Genomic DNA, 16,766 nt, shown 5'->3' on the forward strand with positions numbered 1-16,766 from the left:
GCGATCTTTTAGCGATTTCAGACGCGCCGCAAAGCCAGATCAAAAGATCGCAGCCTGCGGCAGCTCCTACAGGGATCGTGTTCATTTCATGCCACCTGCGCGACGAGTTGGGCCGCCAGCAGATGCTTGAGCAGCGCGCGATAGGCAACGACACCACGGCTCTTGCCGTCGAATTGCGAAGGCGTCAGCCCCGCCCGACTGGCATCGCGCAGGCGTGTGTCGACCGGGATGTAGCCCTGCCAGATTTCTTCTGGAAACTTATCGCGCAACACCCGCAGCGTACCGAGGGACGCCTGGGTGCGGCGATCGAACAGGGTCGGCACGATGGTGAACGGCAAGGCCTGCTTGCGCGAACGATTGATCATCGCCAGGGTATTGACCATGCGCTCCAGGCCTTTGACCGCCAGGTGTTCGGTTTGCACCGGAATTACCAGTTGCTGGCTCGCCGCCAAGGCATTGACCATCAGTACCCCGAGCAGTGGCGGGCTGTCGATCACGGCGTAATCGAAGTCCTGCCATAACTGCGCGAGGCTCTTGGCAATCACCAGGCCCAGACCACTCTGGCCCGGCGACTGGCGCTCAAGGGTGGCCAGCGCGGTACTCGATGGCAACAGCGAAATGGACTCGTGACTGGTGGGCAGCAACAGCTGACCGGGCAGGCCCTGGGGCACGCTGCCTTTATGCAGGAACAGGTCGTAGTTGCTGTGTTCCAGGCTGTCGGGGTCGTAACCGAAATAGCTGGTCATGGAGCCGTGGGGGTCGAGGTCGACCACGACCACGCGCTTGCCCGCCTCGGCCAGTAACCCGGCTAGAGCGATGGAGGAAGTGGTTTTACCGACACCACCCTTTTGATTGGCGACTGCCCAGACTCTCATTCGATTGTTCCTCCCGCCCGAACGGATCGACCGGGAATTAGCTCAACGTGTTAATGCGGGTGACGGAGAATTGACGGCGTTCTCTCGTACCGGCGACATGACCTTGGTCGGTGCAGTTTGTGTGCCAGCACGCTTCAACGCGGCATCCGGTTTTGCATTGGCCGCTCCGGTTGCGGTGAGGCTGCGACGTATGTCCAGGTTGCGTGACACCACCAGCACCACCCGACGGTTGCGCGCGCGCCCCTCGGCCGTGGCGTTATTGGCCACGGGCTGGAACTCGCCATACCCCACCGATGCCAGGCGACCAGGGTTTACCCCTTGCATCGCGAGCATGCGCACGATACTGGCCGAGCGCGCCGAAGACAGTTCCCAGTTGGTGGGATACTGCGCGGTGCGAATCGGTTGGTCATCGGTGAAGCCTTCGACGTGGATCGGGTTGTCGAACGGCTTGAGGATCGCCGCCACCTTGTCGATGATGTTGAAGGCAATGTCGCTGGGCATGGCATCGCCGCTGCCGAACAACAGGCTGGAATTGAGTTCGATCTCGACCCACAACTCGTTGCCGCGCACGGTCATTTGATTGGAGCTGATCAGGTCGCCAAAGGCCGCGCTGATGTCATCGGCGATGCTTTTGAGCGGATCGCTGGCACCCGAGACACCGGCATCGACCTGGTCGCTGTCCTTGACCAACGGCTTGGCCGGGGTCACGGTCTTCGGCCGCTCGTCACCGATGGGGATCGGCTTGAGCGCACGATCGCTATCGGTAAAGACGCCTATCAACGCCTCGGAAATGACCTTGTACTTGCCTTCGTTGATCGACGAAATCGAGTACATCACCACGAAAAACGCGAAGAGCAAGGTGATGAAGTCGGCGTAGGAAACCAGCCAACGTTCATGATTGACATGTTCATCATGTTGACGACGACGAGCCATAGTCCATTACCCCCATCAATCCATGAAGCCCTGGAGCTTCAACTCGATAGAGCGCGGGTTTTCGCCTTCGGCGATCGACAGGATTCCTTCCAGCAACATTTCGCGATAACGCGACTGGCGCAACGCGATGGACTTGAGCTTCGCGGCAATCGGCAGCAACACCAGGTTGGCACTGGCCACGCCATAGATGGTGGCGACGAAGGCCACGGCGATGCCATTGCCCAGCTGCGACGGATCGCCTAGGTTGCCCATGACGTGAATCAGGCCCATCACCGCACCGATGATGCCGATGGTCGGCGAATAACCGCCCATGCTTTCGAAGACCTTGGCGGCTTCGATGTCGCGGCTTTCCTGGGTGTAGAAGTCCACCTCCAGGATGCTGCGGATCGCTTCCGGCTCCGCGCCATCGACCAGCAGCTGCAGGCCTTTGCGCGAGTAGCTGTCGGGTTCGGCATCGGCCACCCCTTCGAGCCCGAGCAGGCCTTCCTTGCGGGCGGTCAGGCTCCAGTTGACGACGCGATCGATGCCGCCGGCCAGGTCGACCCGCGGAGGAAACAGGATCCACGCCAGAATCTGCATGGCCCGCTTGAAGGCGCTCATGGGCGATTGCAACAACGCCGCGCCAATGGTCCCGCCCAGCACGATCAACGCGGCCGGTCCGTTGGCCAGCGCACCGATATGCCCGCCTTCGAGGTAGTTGCCGCCAATGATGGCGACGAACGCCATGATGATGCCGATGAGACTTAAAACGTCCATCAGATGCAGGCCTCGACGATGTGCCGGCCGATGTCGTCCAGTGCATACACCGCGTCGGCCAGTTCGGCCTTGACGATGGCCATGGGCATGCCATAAATCACGCAGCTGGCTTCATCCTGGGCCCAGATCGAACTGCCGCTCTGCTTGAGCAGGCGCGCGCCTTCGCGACCGTCCGCGCCCATGCCGGTCAGGACCACCGCCAGAACTTTGTCGCCATAGGACTTGGCCGCCGAACCGAAGGTGATGTCCACGCACGGCTTGTAGTTCAAGCGCTCGTCGCCCGGCAGGATTTTCACCGCACCCCGGCCGTCGATCATCATCTGCTTGCCACCGGGCGCCAACAACGCCAGTCCCGGACGCAGGATGTCGCCGTCCTCGGCTTCCTTGACGCTGATCCGGCAAAGCTTGTCCAGGCGTTCGGCGAACGCCTTGGTGAAGGCCGCCGGCATGTGCTGGACCAGCACGATCGGTGCGGGGAAGTTGGCTGGCAGCTGGGTCAATACCCGCTGCAAGGCCACCGGGCCGCCGGTGGACGTACCGATGGCCAGCAATTTGTAGGCTTTGCGTTTCGGCGCTGGCGACGACGGAGCCTGCGCAGGCGCACGGGCCGGGATCGGTGCGGGAGACGGGCGCACAGGTGCGCCGCCGCCATAACCGATGCTGCTCGATGGCATTGGCGTCGGAGTTGGCGTTGGCGCTGGAGTCGGTGCTACCACCGGCGCCGGCGCGCTGTAGCTGCTGATGCGACGATTACTGCGCGAGATGCTGAGGATCTTCTCGCACAGCAGTTGCTTGACCTTCTCGGGGTTGCGCGAGATGTCTTCGAAATTCTTCGGCAGGAAGTCCACCGCACCGGCATCCAGCGCGTCCAGGGTGACCCGGGCGCCTTCGTGGGTCAGCGAGGAAAACATCAGGACCGGGGTCGGGCAGCGCTGCATGATGTGCCGTACCGCGGTGATGCCGTCCATCATCGGCATCTCGTAGTCCATGGTGATCACGTCCGGCTTGAGTGCCAACGCCTGATCAATCGCCTCTTTGCCGTTGGTCGCCGTGCCGACGACCTGGATATTCGGATCCGCGGAAAGAATTTCCGAGACGCGGCGGCGGAAAAAACCCGAATCGTCCACCACCAGGACCTTGACTGCCATAAACACTCCATTAGACGCAGCGGGGCGTCAGCCGCCACCGCTGCGCCAGAATCAAATACGCCGTGCGGCGTAACGCTTGAGCATGCTCGGAACATCGAGAATCAGCGCGATGCGGCCGTCACCGGTAATGGTGGCGCCCGACATGCCCGGGGTTCCCTGGAGCATTTTGCCCAATGGCTTGATGACCACTTCTTCCTGGCCCACCAACTGGTCGACGACAAAGCCGATCCGCTGGGTGCCCACCGAAAGGATCACCACATGGCCTTCGCGCTGCTCTTCATGAGCGGCGGAGCTGACCAGCCAACGCTTGAGGTAGAACAACGGCAGTGCCTTGTCCCGCACGATCACCACTTCCTGGCCGTCCACCACGTTGGTGCGCGACAGGTCGAGGTGGAAAATCTCGTTGACGTTCACCAGCGGGAAGGCGAACGCCTGGTTGCCGAGCATGACCATCAGGGTCGGCATGATGGCCAGGGTCAGCGGCACCTTGATGACGATCTTCGATCCCTGGCCCTTCGCCGAGTAGATGTTGATCGAACCGTTGAGCTGGGAGATCTTGGTTTTCACCACGTCCATGCCCACGCCTCGACCCGACACGTCGGAGATCTCGGTCTTGGTCGAGAAGCCCGGGGCGAAGATCAGGTTGTAGCACTCGGTATCGCTGAGGCGGTCGGCCGCGTCCTTGTCCATCACACCGCGCTTTACCGCGATGGCACGCAGGACGTTGGGGTCCATGCCTTTGCCGTCATCGGAAATCGACAACAGGATGTGATCGCCTTCCTGCTCGGCCGCGAGGATCACCTTGCCGCCACGGGCCTTGCCCGACGCTTCGCGCTCTTGCGGCGATTCGATGCCGTGGTCGACCGCGTTGCGCACCAGGTGGACCAGCGGGTCGGCCAGGGCCTCGACAAGGTTCTTGTCGAGGTCGGTGTCTTCGCCGACCAGTTCCAGGTTGATCTCTTTCTTGAGCTGGCGCGCCAGGTCGCGAACCAGGCGCGGGAAGCGTCCGAACACTTTCTTGATCGGCTGCATCCGGGTCTTCATGACCGCCGTCTGCAGGTCGGCCGTGACCACGTCGAGGTTCGACACGGCCTTGGACATGGCTTCGTCGGCACTGTTGGCGCCCAGGCGCACCAGGCGGTTACGCACCAGCACCAACTCGCCGACCATGTTCATGATCTCGTCGAGCCGCGCGGTATCGACCCGCACGGTGGTCTCGGCTTCACTGGCCGGCTTTTCCGCAGGCGGCGCGGCCGGAGCTCGGGCCGCGACTGGTGCTGCCGCTGCCGGCGCTTTGGCTTGCGGTTCGGGCGCCTTGGCCACGGGCTTGGGTGCGTCAACCTTGGCGGTCGATACTGCCACGGAGGCGTTCGAGCTGCTGGCCGTTGTCGCGGTGCCGACTTCGCTGAACTTGCCTTTGCCGTGCAATTCGTCGAGCAGTGCCTCGAATTCATGATCGCTGATCAGATCACTGCCGGCCGCCGCTGCGGTTGGCGCAGCCGGTGCTGGCACCGAGGCAATGGCCGACTCCAGCGCCTCGACGGCAAAGTTGCCCTTGCCGTGCAGTTGGTCGAGCAAGGCCTCGAATTCTTCGTCGGTGATGTCGGCGCTATCGCCCGCCTCTTTCGCCGCTGGCGGCTCTGCCGGTGCGGCGGGCGCCGGGGCCACTGCATCGACGGCGAACTTGCCCTTGCCGTGCAACTGGTCGAGCAACGACTCGAATTCGGCGTCGGTGATTTCGTCGCTGGCAGGCACTTCGTTGGCGGGTGCTGGAACAACTGCCGGTGCCTCGGCCTGAGCCTTCACGGCGTTCAGCGAGTCCAGCAATTGTTCGAATTCGTTATCGGTAATATCGCCTGAATCGGCGGCAGCCGCAGGCGCTTCATCCTCTGGAACAACGGGCGCAGCAGCCACTTCGTCGGCCGATTGCGGCTCGGCCAGACGCGCCAGTGCCGCCAGCAGCTCAGGTGTTGCAGCCGTGACCGGACTACGCTCGCGCACTTCGCTGAACATGCCGTTCACCGCATCCAGTGCTTCGAGGACCACGTCCATCAATTCCGAGTCGACGCGACGTTCGCCCTTGCGCAGGATGTCGAACACGTTCTCGGCGATGTGGCAGCACTCCACCAGCTCGTTGAGCTGGAGGAAGCCGGCGCCCCCTTTTACAGTGTGGAAACCGCGAAAAATTGCATTGAGCAAGTCCGCATCATCCGGACGGCTTTCCAGCTCGACCAGTTGCTCGGACAGTTGCTCTAGAATCTCGCCGGCCTCAACCAGGAAATCCTGAAGGATCTCTTCATCGGCGCCGAAGCTCATTAAGGGGGTGCTCCTACAGGTCTAAAAACCCAAAAAACCTGAACTCTAAAAACCCAGGCTGGATAGCAAATCGTCCACATCGTCCTGACCGGACATAACGTCTTCTCTTTTATCGGCATGAATCTGCGGACCTTCACCCTTGGAGAGATGTTTTTGTGGATCTTTTTCTGCAAGCATTGCCGCACGGTCATGTTCGATGCCCGCAAAGCGGTCCACCTGACTGGCCATCAGCACGAGCTTGAGCAGGTTGCTTTCCACTTCGGTGACCAACTGGGTCACACGCTTGATCACCTGGCCGGTGAGGTCCTGGTAATCCTGGGCGAGCAGAATGTCGTTGAGGTTACTGGACACGGCGCGATTGTCTGCGCTGCTGCGCGCCAGGAAACCGTCGACACGCCGGGCCAGCTCGCGAAACTCTTCGGCCCCGACTTCGCGCCGCATGAACCGTCCCCAGTCTGAGCTCAAGCCCTGCGCCTCTTCAGCCAGGCTGTTGACCAATGGCGTGGCGTTTTCCACCAGGTCCATGGTGCGGTTGGCGGCGGCTTCCGTCAGCTTGACCACATACCCCAGGCGCTCGGTGGCGTCGGTGATCTGTGACACTTCCTCGGCTTGCGGCATGTGCGGGTCAATCTGGAAATTGACGATCGCGCTATGCAGCTCGCGGGTGAGCTTGCCCACTTCCTGATACAGGCCACGGTCACGGGTCTGGTTGAGCTCATGGATCAATTGCACAGCATCGCCGAACCTGCCCTTTTCAAGGCTCGCGACCAATTCAACGGCGTGTTTTTTCAGGGTCGATTCAAAATCGCCCTGGGATGACTCGTTATGCTCCATAGCTCCCCCGTGGCGCAGTTCAACCGATGCGTTCGAAAATCTTCTCGATTTTTTCTTTCAACGCCTGGGCCGTGAAGGGTTTGACCACATAGCCATTTACGCCGGCCTGGGCCGCTTCGATGATCTGCTCGCGCTTGGCTTCGGCAGTCACCATCAGCACTGGCAGGTGCTTGAGTTTTTCATCGGCGCGCACGTGACGCAGCAGATCGATACCGGTCATGCCAGGCATGTTCCAGTCCGTCACCAGAAAGTCGATGCTCCCGCTGTTGAGTACCGGAATGGCGGTAGTGCCATCGTCGGCCTCGACCGTGTTGGTGAACCCAAGGTCACGCAACAGGTTCTTGATGATCCGCCGCATCGTTGAGAAGTCATCAACGATGAGGATTTTCATGTTCTTGTCCAATTCGACCTCCAAGCAGACTAAAACGCGCCCAGCACCTGGACACGCCATTTCTATCAATCTGGCAAAACACTCGATGACTGTTTGGGATACAACGGATCGAGACCGGCGCGGTTCATCACCCCACCCGCCGCGTCGCAGTGCCCCCACACTGCCTTCAGCGCGCTCGCCACTCTCCCAGACGCCCCCGCAAACGGGCCGCGCACTGGCTATGTAACTGGCTGACCCGGGATTCGCTGACCCCCAGGACCTCGCCGATTTCCTTGAGATTCAATTCTTCGTCGTAGTACAACGCCAACACCAATCGCTCACGCTCCGGCAAGTTGGCGATCGCGTCCGCCAGCGCCGCCTGGAAGCGTTCATCTTCCAGATCGCGAGACGGTTCCAGATGAGCACTGGCGCCATCCTCGTGCAGCCCTTCGTGCTCGCCGTCCTGCAACAGGTCGTCGAAACTGAACAGCCGACTGCCGAGGGTGTCGTTCAAAATCCCGTAGTAATCGTCAAGACTCAATTGGAGTTCGGCCGCAACTTCGTGATCTTTAGCGTCACGCCCGGTTTTAGCTTCAATCGAGCGAATCGCGTCGCTGACCATCCGCGTATTGCGGTGGACCGAACGAGGCGCCCAGTCGCCCTTGCGCACTTCATCGAGCATGGCGCCGCGGATGCGGATGCCCGCGTAGGTTTCGAAACTCGCGCCTTTGCTGGCGTCGTATTTGGTCGAGACTTCGAGCAGGCCGATCATCCCGGCCTGGATCAGGTCTTCGACCTGGACACTGGCCGGCAGACGCGCCAGCAAGTGATAGGCAATGCGTTTAACCAGCGGCGCGTAACGCTCGATCAACTCGTACTGCGCGTCACGCGCCGATGCCTTGTAGAGGTTGTAACCGCTTGCGGTCATAGCACGGGTCCTGCCGTCTGTTGCACGAGGCGCTCGACGAAGAATTCCAGGTGCCCACGCGGGTTGGCCGGCAGTGGCCAGGTATCGACCTTCTGCGCGATCGCCTTGAATGCCAGCGAGCACTTGGAGCGCGGGAAGGCCTCGTAGACCGCGCGCTGCTTCTGCACGGCCTTGCGCACGCTTTCGTCGTACGGCACCGCACCGACATATTGTAAGGCGACGTCGAGGAAGCGGTCGGTGACCTTGGTCAACTTGGCGAACAGGTTGCGCCCTTCCTGGGGGCTCTGCGCCATATTGGCCAGCACCCGGAAACGGTTCATGCCGTAATCGCGGTTGAGCAACTTGATCAACGCGTAGGCGTCAGTGATCGAGGTCGGCTCGTCGCAGACCACCAGCAACACTTCCTGGGCCGCGCGCACGAAGCTGACCACCGACTCGCCAATGCCCGCAGCGGTGTCGATCACCAGCACGTCGAGATTGTCGCCAATGTCGCTGAAGGCCTGGATCAGGCCGGCGTGCTGGGCAGGGCTCAAGTGAACCATGCTCTGGGTACCGGACGCCGCCGGGACGATGCGGATACCACCGGGGCCCTGCAACAGCACGTCGCGCAATTCACAGCGGCCTTCAATCACGTCGGCCAGGGTACGTTTGGGTGTCAGCCCCAACAGAACGTCGACATTCGCCAGCCCAAGGTCAGCGTCCAGCAGCATGACGCGCCGGCCAAGCTCAGCCAAAGCCAGGGACAAGTTCACTGACACGTTAGTTTTGCCGACGCCACCTTTGCCGCCGGTCACCGCGATCACCTGTACAGGATGCATGCTGCCCATGTTATTTCTTTACCTTGTTCTGCATAGACGGGGCCACATAACTGGCTGCGCGTTCACAACCGGAACAATGCATGGCAGGCCATCGATGTAGGGTACAAAAACTATTCATTGTTACCTCAGCCAACCTGCTTGGTCGGACTGTGGTAGATATCAGCGAACATGTCAGCCATGGCCTCTTCGCTGGGTTCTTCCTGCATTTGCACGCTGACGGCCCGACTGACCAGTTGATGACGACGCGGCAGATGCAGATCATCTGGAATCCGCGGGCCATCGGTCAGGTAGGCCACCGGCAATTCATGGCTGATGGCCAGACTCAACACTTCGCCCAGACTTGCCGTTTCATCCAGTTTAGTCAGGATGCAGCCAGCGAGCCCGCAACGCTTGTAACTGTGATAAGCAGCGGTTAGAACCTGTTTCTGGCTGGTGGTTGCCAGGACCAGGTAATTTTTTGACTTGATGCCTCGACCGGCCAGGCTTTCGAGCTGCATGCGCAGGGCCGGGTCGCTGGCTTGCAGGCCGGCGGTATCGATCAGCACCACGCGCTTGCGCAACAAAGGCTCCAGCGCCTGGACCAGTGACTGGTTCGGATCGACGTGGGTCACCGGCACATTGAGGATCCGCCCGAGGGTCTTGAGCTGCTCCTGGGCACCGATGCGAAAGCTGTCCATGCTTACCAGGGCAATGTTCTGCGCGCCGTACTTGAGCACATAACGGGCCGCCAGCTTGGCCAGGGTGGTGGTCTTGCCCATGCCGGCCGGGCCGACCATGGCAATCACGCCGCCCTCTTCCAGCGGTTCCATTTCCGGCGTGACGATCATCCGCGCCAGGTGCGCCAGCAACATGCGCCAGGCCTGGCGGGGTTCTTCAATTTCGCTGACCAGCGCCAGCAGGTCCCGCGACAACGGGCCGGACAGGCCGATGCGCTGCAGGCGACGCCACAGGTTCGCCTGGTCCGGGCGGCTACCCTGCAGCTGGTTCCAGGCGAGGGAGCCGAGCTGTACTTCCATCAGTTCGCGCAGGCTGTTGAGCTCCGAACGCATCGAGTCGAAGACCCGCGTATCGATAGTCGCCGCCGGGGCCGGTGTGGGCGCGGGACGGCGCGGCTCGGCCAGGGTCGGTTCGATCAGCGGCTCGGCAGCCGTCAGCGGCAGGCCGGCAAACAACTGGCGATTAGTGCTCTTGTCGCTATCGCCTTCGCCGTCGCCTCGCAGGCTCAATTCGGCCTGGGCGTTGACGATGCGCGACTGGGTCTTGCGCAGCTCGTCCTCGAGTTCCATGTTCGGAACGCGCGGGGCCAGCGCCGACAGTTGGTAATCCAGGGCAGCCGTAATCTCGACGCCACCGGCGATGCGGCGGTTGCCAATGATCGCGGCATCGGCGCCCAGCTCATCGCGAACCAGCTTCATGGCCTGACGCATATCGGCGGCGAAGAAACGCTTAACTTGCATGAATCACTACCTCAGCCGTTGGGCCCTACTGTCGCAACGATGGTCACTTGCTTGTTGTCAGGAATTTCCTGGTAAGCCAACACATGCAAACCCGGGACTGCGAGCCGGCCAAATCGCGAGAGCATCGCGCGAACCGGACCGGCCACCAGCAGAATCACCGGTTGACCTTGCATCTCCTGCCGCTGCGCCGCATCGATCAACGAGCGCTGCAGCTTCTCAGCCATGCTTGGCTCCAGCAAAACACCCTCCTCGGAGCCTTGTCCCGCCTTCTGCAGACTATTGAGCAATATTTGTTCCAACCTGGGTTCCAGCGTGATCACTGGCAGCTCGGAGTCAGTGCCTACAATGCTTTGCACGATTGCACGGGATACGCCGACACGCACCGCGGCGACCAGCGCGGCGGTATCTTGACTCTTGTTGGCATTGTTCGCGATGGCTTCGGCAATGCTGCGAATGTCGCGTACCGGTACCTGTTCGGCCAACAGCGCTTGCAACACCTTGAGCAATTGCGACAGTGACAGCACGCCCGGCACCAGCTCTTCGGCCAGCTTCGGCGAGTTTTTGGCCAGCAATTGCATGAGTTGCTGGACTTCTTCGTGGCCGATCAGCTCGCTGGAGTGCTTGTACAGGATCTGGTTCAAGTGCGTGGCCACCACGGTACTGGCATCGACCACGGTGTAGCCAAGCGATTGCGCCTGGGCGCGCTGGCTGATTTCGATCCACACCGCCTCCAGGCCAAAAGCCGGATCTTTGGCGGTAATGCCGTTGAGCGTGCCGTAGACCTGCCCCGGGTTGATCGCCAGTTCGCGATCCGGGTAAATCTCCGCCTCGGCCAGGATCACCCCCATCAGAGTGAGGCGATAGGCGCTGGGTGCCAGGTCGAGGTTGTCGCGGATGTGCACCGTCGGCATGAGAAAGCCCAGGTCCTGGGACAGCTTCTTGCGCACGCCCTTGATCCGCGCCAGCAATTGCCCGCCCTGGTTGCGGTCCACCAACGGAATCAGGCGATAGCCCACTTCCAGGCCAATCATGTCGATCGGCGTCACGTCATCCCAACCCAACTCCTTGGTTTCCTGGGCGCGGGCCGGCGATGGCAACAGTTCCTGCTGGCGCTTGACCTCCTGCAGGGCCTGCACCTTGGCGCTGTTCTGCTTTTTCCAGAACAGGTACGCACCGCCCGCGGCCAGGGCCGCCATGGACAGGAAGGAAAAGTGCGGCATGCCGGGCACCAGCCCCATCACCGCCATCAAGCCCGCCGACACCGCCAACGCCTTGGGCGAGGCGAACATCTGCCGATTGATCTGCTTGCCCATGTCTTCGGAGCCCGAAGCACGGGTTACCATGATCGCCGCCGCTGTGGATAACAACAGTGATGGCAATTGCGCCACCAAACCGTCACCGATGGTCAACAGGGCGTAGACCTTGCCGGCATCGGCGAAGGTCATGTTGTGCTGGAAGATACCGACCGCCATGCCGCCGATCAGGTTGATGAACAGAATCAGCAGGCCGGCGATGGCGTCACCGCGCACGAACTTGCTGGCACCGTCCATCGAGCCATAGAACTCGGCCTCCTGCGCCACTTCCGACCGCCGTGCCTTGGCCTGGTTCTGGTCGATCAGGCCGGCGTTGAGGTCGGCGTCGATGGCCATCTGCTTGCCGGGCATCGCGTCGAGGGTGAACCGCGCGCTCACCTCGGAAATACGCCCGGCGCCCTTGGTCACCACGACGAAGTTGATGATCATCAAGATGGCGAACACCACGATACCGACCACGTAGTTACCGCCGATCACCACCTCGCCGAAGGCCTGGATCACCTTACCCGCGGCGGCGTGGCCGTCCTGGCCGTGGAGCATCACCACTCGGGTGGACGCCACGTTGAGCGCCAGGCGCAAGAGCGTCGCCACCAGCAGGATGGTCGGGAACACGGCAAAATCCAGCGGTCGCAAGGCGTAGACGCAGACCAGCAAGACGACGATCGACAACGCGATATTGAACGTGAAGAACACGTCGAGCAGGAACGGCGGCATTGGCAACATCATCATCGCCAGCATCACCAGCAGCAACAGCGGCACGCCCAGATTGCCTCGACTGAGGTCTGCCATGTTCGTGCGGGCACTGTTGATTAACTGAGAGCGATCCACCGGTATTCCCCGTTCCTTTGAAGCAAACTTTTGACGCCGGAAGCTGGCGCAAAGCGGCTATTGCAAGAAGCCTTCCAACTTTTTGCGGAGGGTTGAATCAGGGATTTTCGCAGGCAAAAAGATCGCAGCCTTCGGCAGCTCCTACAGGTGTACATCGATCCCCTGTAGGAGCTGCCGAAGGCTGCGATCTTTTGATCTTCAGTCCGAGAAGCACTCCACAGATCGGATGGTTTACGCTCGGTCAATTGCCCAATCGAACCGCCCTACACCGGCGGCCTATCAGTTCTGCTAGTACCCAACTCTCGCAAAGCCACCAATACTGAGCTCCCGCTCTTCGGACCTTCGGAGCAACCACCCATGACATCGCCGGGCGAAACCATTCTTTGTCACTACCGCTACGATCCCCTTGATCGCCTGATCAATCACACATTGCCAGACATCCCCGAGCGCCAGCGTTTTTACTGCAAAAGCAGACTGGCCACCGAAATCCAGGGTGCGATGCGCTACTCGATCGTCCAGCATGGCGATCAGTTGTTGGCGCAACGGCGAAGTGAGGGAGATGCACCTGCCACCACACTCCTGGCCACCGATCAGCAGCGTTCGGTTCTGCAGACGGTCGAGGTCAATCATCCAACACCGCCCATTGCCTATACGCCCTACGGCCACCGCACTGGTGAAAGCGGATTACTCAGCCTGCTCGGTTTCAATGGCGAACGGCCGGATTTAGTGACCGGGCGTTATCTGCTGGGGAATGGGTATAGGGCGTTTAATCCGGTTTTGATGAGGTTTAATAGTCCAGACAGCCTGAGCCCGTTTGGAAAGGGGGGAGCCAACTCATACCTATATTGTTTGGGAGAGCCGATTCTTGGAAGTGACCCTACTGGGCACTTTAATATTTTCAAGTGGGGCAGAAATGCGGTTCGAAGCTTACTTAATAACACTTCGAGAAGCGCCAGAGCCAATCCGGCCACCGTGACAGCACCACGAAATTCCCTGATAAATACCCCGGCGTCGCCTGCATTGAGCACCGCATCTACACCATCTACCCCGTCTACCCCACCTCCGCCATATTCCCCTTCCTCAAGTGCTTCATTCTCATCAACCGATACAATGGTGGGATGGGATCCGCTGAGAAGAAACCCTCCACCGACCTATTCGGAGGTTATGGACCCACCACCATTTGGGCATTACATGGACCCCGTTGACAAAAATTCTTTTGCTAAAATAAGAGCCCTCAACGAGAGAGATGACAGGCTTGCGCAGCTTAACAAGGTCATTTCAATGCGACGGGAGCACATTGCAAGTTCACCTAGGTGGAGAAGTACAGAAACAATTTATTTACCCACAGCAATTATGGAGGGACACTTGACTGCCTTACCAGTTGCAAGTTCGTCCCGAAGCACCAGCAACCTTGCATTTAACGCAAACATCATTCGCAAGGATTATTAATTAAAACATGGAGCCCTAATCCCGCCGCAAATCCGGCGGGATCGGCAGATCATTCTTGAGCGGATCCGGGCGCTTGCCCTTGCCCGCGCGGTATTGGCGAATTTGATAGACGTAGGCCAATACCTAGGTGACGGCGAGGTGCAGGCCGCCAAAGACTTCCTGCTAGATCCGTGAGGTGGGGAGGCCGGCCAGATGATTCTCAAAGAAAAGAAAGAAAAGGAGAGAAAGAAAAGGGGACGGATTTATTTAAGAAAGAGAGAAAAGGGAGAGAAAAGGGGACGGATCTATTTAAGCGCCATACACAACAAAGAAGGATAGATTTGCTTACAACAAACACGGATTATTTTTTCCGCTACGACTAGGCTTTCGACGTCATCGAAAGGACGTAGGAGGACATATGCCGAGAGTCGGACGCGTAGTATTGCCCAACCACCCCCACCATGTCGTACAGCGGGGCCACAATCGGCAAGTCGTATTCGCTGACGCCCGTGATTTTGAGTACTATCTCGCAGACCTGCGCGAGCTAAAAGAGGCCCTCGGTTTGAGGGTTTATGCCTATTGTTTGATGACCAATCATGTCCATCTTTTGCTCTCACCTGGCGACACGCCCGCAAGCTTAGGGCAACTGATGAAAGCCCTCGCCGCTCGCATGACTCGTTATCGAAATAAGCTGGAAGGACGCTCAGGCACTCTATGGGAGAGTCGTTACAAGTCCAGCGTCGTTCAATCGGACACTTACCTTCTAGCGTGTAGCCGATACATTGAGTTAAACCCCGTGAGAGCTCTTATTGTGTCGAGAGCGGAAAACTATCCGTGGTCGAGCTATCGTCTTCGCGTAGTAGAGCCAGCAGAAAATAATTGGCTGGACGTTGATCCATGCTTTGAAGCACTTGGCACAACAGAAGTCGCTCGACGAGATCGTTATAAAGAATTTGTAGCGCAGGTTGCTCCGAGTGGAGAACTGGACCTAATTAGAAGTGCACTGCAACGAGGACAACTGACAGGAGCATCGCGCTTTGTGGACGAAATAGAGCAAATCACAGGACTTCGAATAATAGATCGAGGTCGAGGCAGGCCCACGAAAAATATCAACAAAGATTAGCGAAGGTCAGAATCCGCTCCTTTCAATACTCTTAAATAAATCCGTCCCCTTTTTCCTTTAAAAAATTTCAACAAGAATTAGCGAGGCAGTCAGAATCCGCTCTTTTCAATGCGCCCCTCACTTCTGCAACCACCTTGCTGCCTTTAAATAAATTTGTCCCCTTTTTTCTTTAAATAAATCTGTCCCCTTTTTTCTTTCTTTTTTCTTCCTTTTTTGGTCTAAGGGGTTGAAACAGAGGGATTGGCCGGAAAGATTCAAGTCGCATGGACGACCGTCTTCGCGAGCAGGCTCGCTCCCACAGGGGATCGGCCCTGGCAATACGACACCGATCAAGAATGTGGGAGCGCGCCTGCTCGCGAAGAGGCCGGCACTGCCAACGATTTTCTTGAAAAACACAATGCTGATCAGCCAATCGAACGCGAAAGCCCAACTCACCTATCAGTTCTGCTAGTTCCCAACTGTTGCAGAGGCGCCAATACTGAACCCACCGCACTTCGGACCCGGGATAACCGCCCATGACATCAGCACCGCGCGAAACCGTGCTCCGCCATTACCACTATGACCCCCTCGATCGACTGATCAGTCATGCACTGGCAGATACCCCCGCTCACCAAACCTTCTACTGCAAAAGCAGGCTGACCACCGAGATACAGGGTGCGATGCGCTATTCGATCATGCAGCAGGGCGACCAGTTGTTGGCGCAACAACAAAGTGGGGTTGATGCACCTGACACCACGCTGATGGCCACCGATCAGCAGCGTTCGGTGCTGCAGACGGTCAAGGCCAATCAGCCACCGCAGCCCATCGCTTATTCGCCCTATGGTCACTGCTCTGCTGAAAGCGGGTTAGTCAGCCTTCTCGGTTTTAACGGCGAACGGCCGGATCCGGTGACGCGATGTTATTTGCTGGGGAATGGCTATCGGGCGTTCAACCCTGCGCTGATGCGATTTGACAGTCCGGACAGCTTGAGTCCGTTTAGTAAAGGCGGGTTGAATGCCTATACATATTGCATGGGAGACCCCATCAACTTGATCGACTCGACGGGACATTCCGCAGTCAAGTGGTTGCAGCGACAATTGGGAATGCACCCCATTTATCTATCTGATCACTATCGACCCAAGGCAATAGTTCCCACCCGACTAGCGGAAAATGCTTATTCACGAATAGGCGCAATAGGAGAACAAATCGAAAAACTACAGGAGGCTGCGCTGATATCAACGTTCTTGCGAGACAGAACCCTTGCGTATGCAGTGGGAAACCCCCTGCTTTCCGCGAGTGAAAGTGCCATGGCAATTGACCGGGCACGATATACCCCCCTATTCGAGTCAATGTATGCAGCCAGGCAATCTCTTCAACACGCCCCCTTTCTCAGAAACGATATACTCCATATTTTCGAATACGCGGCAAGACCAATGAAAGATAGAGAGTTAGTTGCCAGCTATAGAAAAAGACTTGAGTCAGTCAGCACACCTGAAATAGACGCACTCAAAACTGAACAGGCCCGCATTCGCAAGAAATATTTTGTTTAGGCTTGAAACAAAGCCATCCATCAGTTTATCGCGATCGTCTGAAACAGAAAATAGAGGGGGGGGGGGGGGGGGGGGGGGGGGGGGGGGGGGGGGGGGGGGGGGGGGGGGGG

General features: G+C 59.0%; 14 protein-coding genes and 1 pseudogene. 3 read left to right on the plus strand and 12 right to left on the minus strand.

Features of this window, described 5'->3' with window-relative positions:
* Positions 1-86: 86 nt before the first annotated feature.
* From QLG10_RS22455 to flhA, 11 genes are all read right to left on the minus strand, one after another.
* Complete coding sequence (locus QLG10_RS22455) at positions 87-875, minus strand: ParA family protein (RefSeq protein WP_046819343.1); 789 nt, start codon at positions 873-875, stop codon at positions 87-89.
* 42 nt (positions 876-917) lie between these two features.
* Entirely contained in the window at positions 918-1,808 is an 891-nt protein-coding gene (motD, locus tag QLG10_RS22460; RefSeq protein WP_110746179.1) for a flagellar motor protein MotD, read from the minus strand.
* A 15-nt stretch (positions 1,809-1,823) separates the two neighbouring features.
* Complete coding sequence (locus QLG10_RS22465) at positions 1,824-2,564, minus strand: flagellar motor protein (RefSeq protein WP_282488050.1); 741 nt, start codon at positions 2,562-2,564, stop codon at positions 1,824-1,826.
* Complete coding sequence (locus QLG10_RS22470; protein ID WP_248677035.1) at positions 2,564-3,712, minus strand: chemotaxis response regulator protein-glutamate methylesterase; 1,149 nt, start codon at positions 3,710-3,712, stop codon at positions 2,564-2,566. The genes QLG10_RS22465 and QLG10_RS22470 overlap by 1 nt, the downstream gene beginning before the upstream one ends.
* Positions 3,713-3,763: 51 nt before the next feature.
* The gene (locus QLG10_RS22475) at positions 3,764-6,028 is read right to left on the minus strand and encodes a chemotaxis protein CheA (protein ID WP_282488051.1); all 2,265 of its coding nucleotides are present in this window, start codon (positions 6,026-6,028) and stop codon (positions 3,764-3,766) included.
* A gap of 45 nt (positions 6,029-6,073) precedes the next feature.
* The gene (locus QLG10_RS22480; RefSeq protein WP_110746173.1) at positions 6,074-6,862 is read right to left on the minus strand and encodes a protein phosphatase CheZ; all 789 of its coding nucleotides are present in this window, start codon (positions 6,860-6,862) and stop codon (positions 6,074-6,076) included.
* 19 nt (positions 6,863-6,881) lie between these two features.
* Positions 6,882-7,253, minus strand: a complete 372-nt coding sequence (locus QLG10_RS22485) for a chemotaxis response regulator CheY (protein WP_003183998.1) — start codon at positions 7,251-7,253, stop codon at positions 6,882-6,884.
* Between the two features lie 166 nt (positions 7,254-7,419).
* Positions 7,420-8,160: an RNA polymerase sigma factor FliA gene (gene fliA, locus QLG10_RS22490; protein WP_008001745.1), complete on the minus strand. Its 741-nt coding sequence runs from the start codon at positions 8,158-8,160 to the stop codon at positions 7,420-7,422.
* A complete protein-coding gene (gene fleN / locus QLG10_RS22495) occupies positions 8,157-8,987 on the minus strand; it encodes a flagellar synthesis regulator FleN (RefSeq protein WP_007975361.1) in 831 nt (276 codons plus the stop codon). The genes fliA and fleN overlap by 4 nt, the downstream gene beginning before the upstream one ends.
* Positions 8,988-9,103: 116 nt before the next feature.
* Positions 9,104-10,435, minus strand: a complete 1,332-nt coding sequence (flhF, locus tag QLG10_RS22500) for a flagellar biosynthesis protein FlhF (RefSeq protein ID WP_110746171.1) — start codon at positions 10,433-10,435, stop codon at positions 9,104-9,106.
* 11 nt (positions 10,436-10,446) lie between these two features.
* Positions 10,447-12,576, minus strand: coding sequence for a flagellar biosynthesis protein FlhA (gene flhA / locus QLG10_RS22505; RefSeq protein ID WP_033043326.1), 2,130 nt, complete (start codon positions 12,574-12,576; stop codon positions 10,447-10,449).
* A gap of 357 nt (positions 12,577-12,933) precedes the next feature.
* On the opposite strand from flhA, the gene QLG10_RS22510 reads away from it, so the two are divergent.
* A complete protein-coding gene (locus tag QLG10_RS22510) occupies positions 12,934-14,025 on the plus strand; it encodes an RHS repeat-associated core domain-containing protein (protein ID WP_110746167.1) in 1,092 nt (363 codons plus the stop codon).
* Between the two features lie 15 nt (positions 14,026-14,040).
* Here QLG10_RS22510 and QLG10_RS22515 read toward each other — a convergent pair.
* Positions 14,041-14,202, minus strand: a pseudogene (locus tag QLG10_RS22515) (flagellar biosynthetic protein FlhB); the annotation flags it as partial.
* Between the two features lie 220 nt (positions 14,203-14,422).
* Between QLG10_RS22515 and QLG10_RS22520 the strand changes: the two are divergent.
* On the plus strand, positions 14,423-15,127 hold the full coding sequence (locus tag QLG10_RS22520; protein WP_110746165.1) for a transposase: 705 nt from the start codon (positions 14,423-14,425) through the stop codon (positions 15,125-15,127).
* A gap of 515 nt (positions 15,128-15,642) precedes the next feature.
* The gene (locus QLG10_RS22525; RefSeq protein WP_282488052.1) at positions 15,643-16,656 is read left to right on the plus strand and encodes an RHS repeat-associated core domain-containing protein; all 1,014 of its coding nucleotides are present in this window, start codon (positions 15,643-15,645) and stop codon (positions 16,654-16,656) included.
* Positions 16,657-16,766 lie beyond the last annotated feature (110 nt).

The sequence above is a fragment of the Pseudomonas sp. V98_8 genome, from assembly GCF_029967975.1.
In the GTDB taxonomy this organism is placed as follows: domain Bacteria; phylum Pseudomonadota; class Gammaproteobacteria; order Pseudomonadales; family Pseudomonadaceae; genus Aquipseudomonas; species Aquipseudomonas umsongensis.